11 protein-coding genes are annotated in these 11,355 nt (G+C 72.4%); 4 read left to right on the forward strand and 7 right to left on the reverse strand.

Features of this window, described 5'->3' with window-relative positions; all coding sequences use genetic code 11:
• The first annotated feature begins 45 nt into the window (after positions 1 to 45).
• The 4 genes from ACZ6JY_RS08710 (at position 46) to ACZ6JY_RS08725 (ending at position 2,152) form a co-directional block, all read left to right on the forward strand.
• Entirely contained in the window at positions 46 to 432 is a 387-nt protein-coding gene (locus tag ACZ6JY_RS08710; RefSeq protein WP_469193647.1) for an ArsR/SmtB family transcription factor, read from the forward strand.
• Positions 432 to 671 (forward strand): hypothetical protein, encoded by a 240-nt coding sequence (locus tag ACZ6JY_RS08715; protein ID WP_447040472.1) that lies wholly within the window; start codon positions 432 to 434, stop codon positions 669 to 671. The genes ACZ6JY_RS08710 and ACZ6JY_RS08715 overlap by 1 nt, the downstream gene beginning before the upstream one ends.
• A gap of 135 nt (positions 672 to 806) precedes the next feature.
• Positions 807 to 1,475, forward strand: a complete 669-nt coding sequence (locus ACZ6JY_RS08720) for a potassium channel family protein (protein WP_447040471.1) — start codon at positions 807 to 809, stop codon at positions 1,473 to 1,475.
• On the forward strand, positions 1,475 to 2,152 hold the full coding sequence (locus ACZ6JY_RS08725) for a potassium channel family protein (RefSeq protein WP_362375804.1): 678 nt from the start codon (positions 1,475 to 1,477) through the stop codon (positions 2,150 to 2,152). Before ACZ6JY_RS08720 ends, ACZ6JY_RS08725 begins: the two co-directional genes overlap by 1 nt.
• A gap of 75 nt (positions 2,153 to 2,227) precedes the next feature.
• On the opposite strand, the gene ACZ6JY_RS08730 is transcribed toward ACZ6JY_RS08725, so the two are convergent.
• From ACZ6JY_RS08730 to ACZ6JY_RS08760, 7 genes are all read right to left on the reverse strand, one after another.
• The gene (locus tag ACZ6JY_RS08730) at positions 2,228 to 2,959 is read right to left on the reverse strand and encodes a DUF3159 domain-containing protein (protein ID WP_469193650.1); all 732 of its coding nucleotides are present in this window, start codon (positions 2,957 to 2,959) and stop codon (positions 2,228 to 2,230) included.
• A 3-nt stretch (positions 2,960 to 2,962) separates the two neighbouring features.
• Positions 2,963 to 3,361: an OB-fold nucleic acid binding domain-containing protein gene (locus tag ACZ6JY_RS08735; RefSeq protein ID WP_076684150.1), complete on the reverse strand. Its 399-nt coding sequence runs from the start codon at positions 3,359 to 3,361 to the stop codon at positions 2,963 to 2,965.
• Positions 3,362 to 3,442: 81 nt separating this feature from the next.
• Complete coding sequence (locus ACZ6JY_RS08740; protein WP_447040467.1) at positions 3,443 to 4,126, reverse strand: response regulator; 684 nt, start codon at positions 4,124 to 4,126, stop codon at positions 3,443 to 3,445.
• A 32-nt stretch (positions 4,127 to 4,158) separates the two neighbouring features.
• On the reverse strand, positions 4,159 to 6,705 hold the full coding sequence (locus ACZ6JY_RS08745) for an ATP-binding protein (protein ID WP_469193653.1): 2,547 nt from the start codon (positions 6,703 to 6,705) through the stop codon (positions 4,159 to 4,161).
• Positions 6,706 to 6,858: 153 nt separating this feature from the next.
• Positions 6,859 to 7,545, reverse strand: coding sequence for an ABC transporter ATP-binding protein (locus ACZ6JY_RS08750; protein ID WP_469193655.1), 687 nt, complete (start codon positions 7,543 to 7,545; stop codon positions 6,859 to 6,861).
• Positions 7,545 to 8,483 (reverse strand): ABC transporter ATP-binding protein, encoded by a 939-nt coding sequence (locus ACZ6JY_RS08755; protein ID WP_469193657.1) that lies wholly within the window; start codon positions 8,481 to 8,483, stop codon positions 7,545 to 7,547. The genes ACZ6JY_RS08750 and ACZ6JY_RS08755 overlap by 1 nt, the downstream gene beginning before the upstream one ends.
• A complete protein-coding gene (locus tag ACZ6JY_RS08760) occupies positions 8,476 to 11,229 on the reverse strand; it encodes a hypothetical protein (RefSeq protein ID WP_469193659.1) in 2,754 nt (917 codons plus the stop codon). The genes ACZ6JY_RS08755 and ACZ6JY_RS08760 overlap by 8 nt, the downstream gene beginning before the upstream one ends.
• Between the last annotated feature and the right edge of the window lie 126 nt (positions 11,230 to 11,355).

The raw sequence follows: 11,355 nt of genomic DNA on the forward strand, positions 1-11,355 counted from the left end.
GTAAGCCTTGGCTGACAGGTTTCGGGACCAGCGCGAAGGCGGACCATGGACAGCGAGGAGCTGCTGGCTTTTCTCGCGGCGGTCGGCCACGCCCAGCGCATCCGGATCATCAACGAGCTCTCGTCCGGCCAGCTCTACGTCAGCGAACTGGCCCGGCGGCTCGGGGTATCCCGCCCCCTGCTCTACATGCACCTCGAACGCATGGAGAAGGCGGGCATCGTCGTCGGCCGCCTGGAACTCTCCGACGACGGCAAGGCGCTCAAGTACTTCGAACTCGCGCCGTTCGACGTGCGTCTGAACGTGGACACGATCACCGCTGCCGCCCGGCAGGCCCAGAAAGCCCAGCCTGACGGGACGGACCCGACGGATCCGACGGACCGGACCGACCGGACCGGCGACGACGAACAGCACTCAGAAAAGGGGACGCCCTAGTGGACGACGTGATCATCCCGGTCGCATTCTTCCTGATACTCGCCGGCGCGATCGTCGCCGTCGCCTACTTCCAGACGCAGCGCAACCGCGAGCGCGACCGGCAGTACGCCGATGCCATGCACGAGTACCGCACGGTCGTCGAACGCGCCAGGTCCGAGCAGGAGGCGACCCGTCTCCAGCTCGTGGAGATCGGCCACCGGCTGCGGACCGTCGAGGGACTGCTGCGCAGCGTGGACTGAGGCCGGGGCCGACCCGTCCGGCATGTGCACGGGGGTGCCGTCCGCGGACCGCGCGTGTGTAGCTTGGGCTCCGGTCTGAGACGCTTTTACCGTTCAGCCCGAGCACAGAGTATTGACACAGCCGGAAGGACGGTCGTGCACATCGTCATCATGGGCTGCGGGAGAGTCGGTTCAGCTCTCGCGCAGACCCTGGAACAACAGGGGCATACGGTCGCAGTCGTCGACCAGGACCCCACGGCCTTCCGCCGCCTGGGCTCCGGCTTCGGCGGTCGCCGCGTCACCGGCGTCGGCTTCGACCAGGACACCCTGCGCGAGGCCGGCATCGAGGAGGCGGGCGCCTTCGCCGCCGTCAGCAGCGGCGACAACTCGAACATCATCGCCGCGCGCGTCGCCCGCGAGATGTTCGGCATCGAGAACGTCGCGGCCCGCATCTACGACCCGCGCCGCGCCGAGGTCTACCAGCGCCTCGGCATCCCCACGGTCGCCACGGTCCGCTGGACCGCCGACCAGATGCTGCGCCGGCTGCTCCCCTCCGGGGCCGAGCCGCTCTGGCGCGACCCCACCGGCGGTGTGCAGCTCGCCGAGGTGCACACGTCCCCCGCCTGGATCGGGCACAAGATCAGCCGGCTCCAGGAGGACACCGGCGTACGCGTGGCCTTCCTCACCCGGCTGGGCGAGGCGGTCCTGCCGACCTCGCAGACGGTCCTGCAAGAAGGCGACCTGGTGCACGTGATGATGCGTACCGACCAGGTCGACAAGGTCGAAGCGGCGTTCGCCGAAGGCCCCGAGGAGGGCGGTCACTGATGAGGGTCGCCATTGCCGGAGCCGGCGCGGTGGGCCGTTCCATCGCCGGTGAGCTCCTGGAGAACGGGCACGAGATTCTGCTCATCGACAAGGCGCCGACCGCCATCTCGGTCGAGCGCGTCCCGCAGGCCGAGTGGCTGCTCGCCGACGCCTGCGAGATCACCTCCCTCGACGAGGCCGCGCTCCAGCGCTGCAACGTGGTGATCGCCGCGACCGGCGACGACAAGGTCAACCTCGTCGTCTCGCTGCTCGCCAAGACCGAGTACGGCGTCCCGCGGGTCGTGGCCCGCGTGAACAACCCCAAGAACGAGTGGCTCTTCAACGAGTCCTGGGGCGTCGACGTCGCGGTCTCCACGCCGCGTCTGATGTCCGCGCTCGTGGAGGAGGCGGTGAGCGTCGGCGACCTCGTCCGGCTGCTCCGCTTCAGCCACGGCGACGCGAACCTCGTCGAGCTGACGCTGCCGCCCGAGTCGGCCCTCGCGGGCACGCAGGTCGGCGACGTGCAGTGGCCCGAGGACACCTCGCTCGTGACGATCATCCGCGGTACGCGCGTCCTCGCGCCGACCGCGGACGACTCCCTGGAGGCGGGCGACGAGCTCCTCTTCGTCGCGGCCCAGGCCCGCGAGGAGCAGCTCGAGGACCTGCTCTCCGTGCGCCGCGAGGACGCGGTGGGCTAGCCGCTCCGGCTTGTACGTGGCTGGGGGGCGCCCGGTGGATACCGGGCGCCCCCCATCTCGTACGGGCAAGGAACCTCAGGCCTCGCGGTGCTCCCGCTTGCGCTCCTCCTCCGCCTTCTCGGCGGCCTCCATCTCGGCGAAGACGTCGATCGGCGGCGGGGCCTTCGCCAGGAAGACCCAGGTGAGGTAGACGGCGAGCAGGAACGGCGGGATCTTCAGGGTGACGAGGACCCAGCCGAACTGCGTGGTGTCGCCCCACCAGTACAGCGGGAAGAGGACCGCGCACTTGGCGAGCAGGATGAGGCCCCAGGCATAGCTGGCCTTCGCGTACGCCTTCTTGCGGCCGGGGTTGCGGGTGCGCCAGGAGAGGTTCTCCTTGAAGACCGGGCCGAGGATGAGGCCGATCAGGGGCACGCCCGCGATGGTCGTGATGATGTAGGCCAGGGCGAGGCCGAGGGTGTAGAGCATGCCCGGCAGGTAGAAGTCCTTGGCGTTGCCGGTCATCATCGCGAAGACCACACCGAAGGCGACCCCGAAGACGCCGCTGAAGGCGTGCTTGACGGTGTCCTTCATGACCAGGCGGACCACGACCAGCACCAGGGACACCGCGAGGGCCGCGATGGCCGACATGTGCAGGTCCTTGTTGATCGTGAAGATGGTCACGAAGAGCAGGCCGGGGACGACCGTCTCCACCATGCCCCGCACGCCGCCGAAGGCCTCGAAGAGCGCTGCTTCGGTCACGGACCTGGAATCCGCGTCCCGGTCGTCGTTCCCATGGTCCTTCGGCTTGTCGTCGAGGGACGTCACCGGCTACTCCCGTCCGAGCGGTCTGAGTTCGTACTTGGGGTTGAACAGCACCCGGCGGCCCCGGCTCATCGAGATCCGGCCGGACGCGATCAGCTTGCGCCCCGGCTCTATTCCCACGATGGAGCGCCTGCCGAGCCACACCACGTCCAGCGCCGCCGAGCCGTCGAACAGCTCGGCCTCCAGCGCGGGGACTCCGGCGCGCGGCCGCAGGGTGACCGTGCGCAAGGTACCAGTAACGGTGACTATCTGGCGGTCGTGGCAGTCGCCGATGCGGACGCAGCCCGCGGTCTCGGCGTCCTCCCGCAGCTCCTCCGACTCCAGATCCTCCTGGGAGGAGGACAGCCGGTCGAGCATGCGCCGGAAACGGCCTGCCGGCTTTTCGGAACCAGGGGCAGCACTCATACAGAAAGCGTACCGGGGGCCGCCGACACCGGATGAAGCGGTGCGCTCATCTGTGGTTGTCTCCGCTCAATACCCGGCGGGTCACTTCTCGAACCGATATCCCATCCCCGGCTCGGTGATGAAGTGGCGCGGGTGCGCCGGGTCGGCCTCCAGCTTGCGGCGGAGCTGCGCCATGTAGACGCGGAGATAGTTGGTCTCCGTTCCGTAGGAGGGGCCCCACACCTCCTGGAGGAGCTGCTTCTGGCTGACCAGGCGGCCCGTGTTGCGCACCAGGACCTCCAGGAGGTGCCACTCCGTGGGGGTCAGGCGGACGTCGCGGCCGTTCCTGTTGACCTTCTTGGCTGCCAGGTCGACGGAGAAGTCCGCGGTGTCCACGAGGACGTCGTCCTCGCCGGGCCCGGTGGGCTCGGCCCTGCGGACGGCGGCGCGGAGCCGGGCGAGCAGCTCGTCCATGCCGAACGGCTTGGTCACGTAGTCGTCGGCGCCCGCGTCCAGCGCCTCGACCTTCTCGTCGGAGCTGTGCCGTGCGGAGAGGACCAGGATCGGCACCCGGGTCCAGCCGCGCAGGCCCCTGATGACCTCGACGCCGTCCATGTCCGGCAGACCGAGGTCGAGCACGACGACGTCGGGGTGGCGGGCGGCGGCCACCTGGAGGGCCGTGGCGCCGTCGGGGGCCGAGTCCACCTCGTACTTGCGCGCCTTCAGGTTGATCACGAGCGCGCGGACGATCTGCGGCTCGTCGTCGACCACGAGCACCCGGGTCATGCCGGCCTGCCTTTCGTACTGACGGTTCGGGGTCACGAGGTGACCTGCGCGGAGAGATCGGGGCGGGCGGGTGGCCGGCCGGCCGCCGCCCGCAGGGTGAGGACCATGGTGAGGCCGCCGCCGGGGGTGTCCTCGGCGGTGAGGGTGCCGCCCATGGCCTCGGCGAAGCCGCGGGCGACGGCCAGGCCGAGGCCCACGCCCGCGCCGCGGGGGGCGTCACCGTAACGCTGGAAGGGGGCGAAGATGCGGTCCTTGGCGATGTCGGGGACCCCGGGGCCGCGGTCCACCACGCGGACCTCCACCCGCTCGCCGAGGGCGCTGGCGGAGACCTTGACGGGCCTGCCCTCGGGGGCGTACTTGACGGCGTTCTCGACGATGTTCGCCACCGCCCGCTCAAGCAGGCCCTTGTCGACGGCCACCATCGGCAGCGTCTCGGGTACGTCCAGCTCCGCGCTGCCTGCGGGGACGCCGCCGAGCGCCATCGGGACGACCTCGTCCAGGTCGATCTCCCTGATCAGCGGGGTCACGGTGCCGGTCTGGAGGCGCGACATGTCGAGCAGGTTGCCCACGAGGTGCTCCAGGCGGTCGGCGCCGTCCTCGATGCCCGCCAGGAGCTCGGCCTCGTCCTCCTCGGACCACTCGACGTCGTCGGAGCGGAGCGAGGACACCGCCGCCTTGATGCCCGCGAGAGGCGTACGCAGGTCATGGCTGACGGCGGCGAGCAGCGCGGTGCGGATGCGGTTGCCCTCGGCGAGGGCGTGGGCCCGGTCGGCCTCGGACTGGAGGCGCTGGCGGTCCAGGACGACGGCCGCCTGCGCGGCGAACGCGGCGAGGACGCGGCGGTCTGCCGCCGGCAGGACCCGGCCGGTCAGGGCGAGCGCCATGTGGTCGCCGACCGGCACGTCCACGTCGGCGTCCTCGGGGCGCGCGGAGGGGCGGCCGTCGCCCGCGCTGCCCGCGCAGGTCCAGGGATCGGTGTCGCCCGCCCGCTCCAGGAGTGCGACGGAGTCCATGGCGAAGGTCTCGCGGACCCGCTCCAGGAGGGCGTCCAGGCTGGTCTCGCCGCGCAGGACGCTGCCCGCGAGGAAGGAGAGTATCTCCGACTCGGCGCGCAGCCGGGCCGCCTGGTGGGTGCGCCGGGCCGCCAGGTCCACGACGGAGGCGACCGACACGGCGACGCCCACGAAGACGGCGATGGCGACGATGTTCTTGTTGTCGGAGACCGTCCACAGGTGCAGCGGCTGCGTGAAGTAGTAGTTCAGGAGCAGCGAGCCGACCGCCGCCGCCGCGAGCGCGGGGAACAGCCCGCCGAGGAGCGCGGCGGCCACCGTCAGCGTCAGGAAGAGCAGCATGTCGTTGGCGAGGCCGAGGTCGGCGTCGACATGGGTGAGCAGCAGTGTCAGGAGCACCGGCCCCGCGACGCCCACCAGCCAGCCCGAGATGATCCGGGCCCTGCCGAGGCGCGCGCCGCGGGCGACGGGCAGGCCGCGGCCCTTGGCGACCTCGCCGTGCGTGACGATGTGCACGTCGAGGTCGGGCCCCGAGTCGCGCGCGACGGTCGTGCCGACGCCGGGCCCGAAGACGTACTGCCAGGTCTTGCGGCGCGAGGAGCCGAGAACGATCTGGGTGGCGTTGACGCCGCGCGCGAAGTCGAGCAGCGCGGACGGTATGTCGTCCCCGATGACGTGGTGGAAGGTGCCGCCCAGGTCCTCGACCAGGGTGCGCTGGACGGCGAGCTCCTTGGGCGACGCGGCCGTCAGGCCGTCGCTGCGGGCGATGTAGACGGCGAGGATCTCGCTGCCGGAGCCCTTGGCGGCCATCCGGGACGCCCGTCTGATCAGCGTGCGGCCTTCGGGGCCGCCGGTCAGTCCGACGACGATGCGCTCGCGGGCCTGCCAGGTGGAGCGGATGTTGTGCTCGCCCCGGTACTGCTGGAGGTACTCGTCGACGCGGTCGGCGACCCAGAGCAGCGCGAGCTCGCGCAGCGCCGTCAGGTTGCCGGGCCGGAAGTAGTTCGAGAGTGAGGCGTCGATCCGGTCGGGCTTGTAGATGTTGCCGTGCGCCATGCGGCGGCGCAGCGCCTGGGGCGACATGTCGACCAGCTCGATCTGGTCGGCGCGGCGCACCACCTCGTCCGGCACGGTCTCGCGCTGGCGCACACCGGTGATCGACTCGACGACGTCGCCGAGGGACTCCAGATGCTGGATGTTGACGGTGGAGACGACATCGACGCCGGCGGCGAGCAGCTCCTCCACGTCCTGCCAGCGCTTGGCGTTGCGAGACCCCGGGACGTTGGTGTGGGCGAGCTCGTCGACCAGGGCGACGGCGGGAGCACGCTCCAGGACGGCGTCGACGTCCATCTCGGTGAAGACGGTGCCGCGGTACTCCAGGGTGGCGCGGGGCACCTCCTCCAGGCCGTGCAGCATCACCTCGGTGCGCGGCCGGTCATGGTGCTCCACGAAGCCGACCACGCAGTCGGTGCCCCGCTCCACACGGCGGTGTGCCTCGGAGAGCATCGCGTACGTCTTGCCGACGCCCGGTGCCGCACCGAGGTATATCCGAAGCTTGCCGCGTGCCATGGCCTCATTGTCTTCCTGGAACCGCTGTGTACGCAGGGCCGACCTTACGGCCAGCAAACCCGGCAATACGGACGGAGGGTCGCCGGAAGGCCACCCTTGACACAACCCTGATACGTCTCGCCCCCGCGGCGTCCGGGGGCGCGGCGGGGCAGGTCACTGCCCGGTGATCTCGCCGTCGCGCAGTTCCAGGACCCGGTCGGCCAGGTCCAGCAGGGCCGCGTCGTGCGTGGCGACGAGGGCGGTGACGCCCTGGCTGCGCACGACCGCGCGCAGCAGCTCCATCACGGCGTGCCCGGTCTCCGCGTCGAGCTGGCCGGTGGGTTCGTCGGCGATCAGCAGGGCGGGTTCGTTGGCGAGGGCGCGGGCGATCGCCACGCGCTGCTGCTGGCCTCCGGAGAGTTCGCCCGGCCGCTGGGCGGCGTGGTCGGTGAGGCCGACGAGGGCGAGCAGCAGGGCGACGCGTTCCTCACGCGCGCGTGGATCGGTCCTGCGCAGCCGCAGGGGGACGCCGGCGTTCTCGGCGGCGGTGAGTACGGGGATGAGGCCGAAGGACTGGAAGACGAACCCCAGACGGTCACGACGCAGTTCGAGCAGGCCCCTCTCCCCCAGCCCCGTGAGCTCCACGCCGTCGACGGTGACCCTCCCCCGGTCCGGGGTGTCGAGCCCGCCGACCAGATTGAGCAGCGTCGTCTTGCCGGACCCCGAGCGCCCCTTGAGGGCCACGAGTTCGCCGCGGGGCACCGCGAAGGAGACGCCGCGCAGCGCGTGCACGGCGGCGGCGCCGCTGCCGTAGGTCCGGTGGAGATCCTCGACGACGACCATGGCCCCTGCCATCCGCATCACACCCCATCTTGCGTATCGGGATATGGCGTATCGGGCCATATCCCCACATGGCCGGTCTCCGCGGTGAGCCGCACCCGCCCCCGCAACCCGTACCGCTCCACCAGTTCGCCCGGCAGTTGCAGGCGTCCCGTCCGGTCCAGGACCGCGAACTCCTCGCCCGCACCGCCCTCCTCGCGCAGCGTCTCGGCGGAGGTGCGCCCGTCGCGGATGCGCACGGTGCGCCGCACCTGCCCGGAGACGAGCGGGTCATGGGTGACGACGAGCACGGTCGCGCCGAGCTCCTCGTTCGCGCGGCGCAGGGCCGCGAAGACGTCCTCGCCGCCGGCCGTGTCCAGCTCACCGGTCGGCTCGTCGGCGAGCAGCACGCGCGGGGAGTTGGCGGTGGCCACCGCGACGGCGACGCGCTGCTGCTCGCCGCCGGACAGCTCGCCGGGCCGCCGGTCACGGCAGTGGGCGACGCCGAGCACACCGAGCAGCTCGGAGGCCCTCTCGCCCCGCTGACGGCGCGGCACGCGCGCGTACCGCATCGGCAGCGCCACGTTCTCCAGCGCGGTCAGATGGGGAAGGAGATTCCGCCCGGTCTGCTGCCACACGAAGCCGACGGTCCGCCTCCGGTACTCCAGGCGCTCGCCGCGCCCCATGGCGAGCAGATCGTGCCCGGCCACCCGTACGCGGCCCGCGGTGGGCAGGTCGAGCCCGGACAGGATCGACAGGAGCGTGGACTTCCCCGACCCCGAGGCGCCGACCAGGGCGACGCACTCACCGTCCGCGACGACGAGGTCGAGCCCTTGCAGCGCCTGCACCTCGACCTCGTCGGTCCGGTAGATCCGCACGAGGTTGTCGCAGACGACGAGCCCGTCGTCAGCCACGGGCAAGCTCCTGGCGCGGGCCCGCGCCTCAAGGTCCGCGAGACCGTTCACAGCATCGTCAGTCATCACTTCTCCCGAGCCGCAGGACAGCGCCCAGCCGCCGCCGGCGCCCGATCCGGCTCTCCACGGCGACGGCCGCGGCGCCCAGAACACAGAGCCCCGCGCCGAGGGCGGCGACGAAGAACACATCGACGTGCCGCTCCGGCACGACGGGCCCACCGGTGAACTCCCGCAGGTCGACCACGGGCCCGAGCAGCGAGGGCAGGCCGAGCCCGAGCGCGACACCGCCCACGACGGCCGCGCACACCATCGGCAGCAGCTGCAACAGGTGCAACGCGGAGGCGGCACGGCCGCCGAGCCCGAGCGTCCGCAGATACGAGGCGACGCGCCCACGTGACCGGGCCGACAGCGACAGATCGATGACCAGGGCGAGCAGCGCGAGAACGACGGCGAGGGCGGTACAGCCGGTGTAGGCGGCGGCCACGGCGGCGACAAGCCCGTCGTCCGCCGCCTCGGCCCGCTCCTCCGCGAGGACCCGCAGCTCACCGCCGGCGGCTCCGGGCACCGCGCGTGGCACGAGCGAACGCAGCGCGGCGGTGTCGAGCCGCTCCCCGTAGAGCAGCAGCACGCTCTCCTCGGACTCGGAGGCGGCGAACCCCTCCAGGTCGCTGGAGTCGGCGAGCAGCAGATGCTGCCGGGCCTCGGTGGCACCGCGTACGGGACCGAGGGCGGGGTCACGCGCCACGCCGTCGGGCAGCGCCCCCACGACGCGTATCCGCATCTCCTTCCCGTGCCGGGTGAAGGTCAGCAGCTCCCCGGCCCGCCCCTCGGAGGCCAGCACCCGGATGTCCCCGCCCTCGGCGCCCCCGTCGAGTCCGGCGTCGTGAAGCGCACGGGCGGCGGCGGAACCCGCGTCCGCGTCGCGCAACGCGCTCGTGTCCACCCCGACCAGGCTGGAGATCCCGTACCGCCCCCCGTCGGCCCCGCTCAGGGGATCGACCCGCAACTGCCGCACCGCGACCGTTTCCCGCACCCCACGCGCGCGTGCGAGCCGCTCCGCCATGGCGGGCTCGTCCCCCGCCCCCAGGAACGACGCGTCGGCACCGGCCTGCCAGGCGGCGGCCGACCGCCGCCCCTCCACCAACGTCCCGGAGACGAGCCCGCCGAAGACGGCTCCGGCGAGCGTCACCACGAGAACGAGCAGCGCGAGCCCACGCGCGGGAGCCTCCTTGGCCGCACGGGACAGCGCGACGAGCGGTACGACGCCCCGCCGCCCGGCCGACCACCGCGCCACGGCCCGCACCGGCCAGGGGTAGCACCGCACCAGCAGGACCACGGTGGCGACTCCGAGCAGCACGGGCACGACGGCGACCAGCGGATCCGGCCCCGCGCTGCCCTCGGTCCCACGCGCCCGCAACGCGAGCACTCCGCCCACGGCGAGCACCAGCACGACGGCCTCACCGACCAGCCGCCGCCCGCCCCGGTGCCCGGCGCGCCCACGCGTCAGGGCCGCATCCCGCAAGGCACCCCACGTGAGTACGGGCAGCGGCACCGAACACAGCAGGGCGACGACCAGCCCGCCTCCGTACGAAGGCTGACTCCCCGTCACCGCCCCGGCGAGGGCGCAGCCACCACCGAACCCGGCCAGGACGGCGGGCGTGCTCCACACGGCACGTCCCAGGGCGATCCCAGCGGCCGAGGCCCCGCGCGCCCGCCGCAACCGGTCCCCGGCGAGCGCCCGCCGCACCACCAGCAAGGACGTCACGACGAGGGCGGCGAGCCCCACCCCGAGCAGCGAGGCCCAGGCGAACGAGATCACGACACGGGCCTGCATCCACCGCCGGGAGAACTCCGCCATGGCGTCCGGCAGCTCCGTGGCGGTCTCCAACTCCGTGGCGCGATGGTTCCCGAGAACGCACAGCTTGCCCCCGTACGCCCCTTCGACACGGCAGAACGCCCCGCGCGCGGAGGGCGGATAGCGGGCCATGATCCGCTGGAACTCCCGCTCCCCGCCCGCGCCCACGAACCGGCCGGCGGCCTCGCTCCCGAGCGCCAGTCGCATGTTCCAGTCGACGGTCAGCTCGACACCCGCCTGCCGCTGAAGGACCTCGACACCGCGGGGAGCGATCAGCGCCCCGGCGTCCGCGTCACCCGCCGCACGCAACGGGCGCATGACCAGGGGCTGTTCGGACCACAGCCGCCGCTCGCCGTCGGCCCGGAAGACCCCCACGATACGCGCCACGGAGTCGATGTTCTCCAGGGCCTCGCCCGCGAGCCGGACCCGCTGCCCGACCCGCAGCCCCAGCGCGTCACGCGTACGCGTGGACACGGCGAGCTCGACCCAGTCCCCCCGCCCCCGAGGCGCCCGCCCGGCCACGTAACGAGCGGGCCCCGGAGCATCGGAGGCGTACACGAGGGAGAGACCGGCCTCCCCGGCGGAACCGAAGTCCGCCCGTACGGTGGGCAGGACGACCCGCGTGGAGTCATGCGCGAGCCCACCCGCCAGAGCCTTGGGCGAGGCGTTCTCGATGACCGACGCGTACCGGCCGAGGACCTCCCCGAAGTCGTCCCCTGTGTCCCCGAAGCGGGGGTCCTCCGGATCGAAGCGCGCGCTGTGCACCACCCCGGGGGCGGCTCGCTGGACCTGCGCCAGCCGCTCCCGCAGAGCCTCTCCCCCGAGCCGCTCCAGAGCCCCGCCCCCGCCGGCCCCGACCGCCACCAGCACAGCGACCAGCACGGCAAAGCCCAGGGCGAGCGGCACGTCCCGCATCCACTGACGCATGACGGCGCTCCACCGTCGCGAGTCACGCATGACGGGCGCTCCCCCGTCGCGAGCTACGCATGACGGCACCCCACGGTCGCGAGCCGGCGCGAGGGGACGTGCCGCAGTGGCTCCCGCGCCACCAGAAGCCCCGCCGCACCCCCACGGCCCAGGACG

The organism is Streptomyces sp. NPDC046335, from assembly GCF_055587985.1.

Excerpts from the sequence above, each read along its gene's own strand:
- ACZ6JY_RS08710 (WP_469193647.1), top strand. The coding sequence starts at position 46 with ATGGACAGCGAGGAGCTGCTGGCTTTTCTCGCGGCGGTCGGCCACGCC.
- ACZ6JY_RS08725 (WP_362375804.1), top strand. The coding sequence starts at position 1,475 with ATGAGGGTCGCCATTGCCGGAGCCGGCGCGGTGGGCCGTTCCATCGCC.
- ACZ6JY_RS08735 (WP_076684150.1), bottom strand. The coding sequence starts at position 3,361 with ATGAGTGCTGCCCCTGGTTCCGAAAAGCCGGCAGGCCGTTTCCGGCGC.
- ACZ6JY_RS08740 (WP_447040467.1), bottom strand. The coding sequence starts at position 4,126 with ATGACCCGGGTGCTCGTGGTCGACGACGAGCCGCAGATCGTCCGCGCG.
- ACZ6JY_RS08745 (WP_469193653.1), bottom strand. The coding sequence starts at position 6,705 with ATGGCACGCGGCAAGCTTCGGATATACCTCGGTGCGGCACCGGGCGTC.
- ACZ6JY_RS08750 (WP_469193655.1), bottom strand. The coding sequence starts at position 7,545 with ATGCGGATGGCAGGGGCCATGGTCGTCGTCGAGGATCTCCACCGGACC.
- ACZ6JY_RS08755 (WP_469193657.1), bottom strand. The coding sequence starts at position 8,483 with ATGACTGACGATGCTGTGAACGGTCTCGCGGACCTTGAGGCGCGGGCC.
- ACZ6JY_RS08760 (WP_469193659.1), bottom strand. The coding sequence starts at position 11,229 with ATGCGTGACTCGCGACGGTGGAGCGCCGTCATGCGTCAGTGGATGCGG.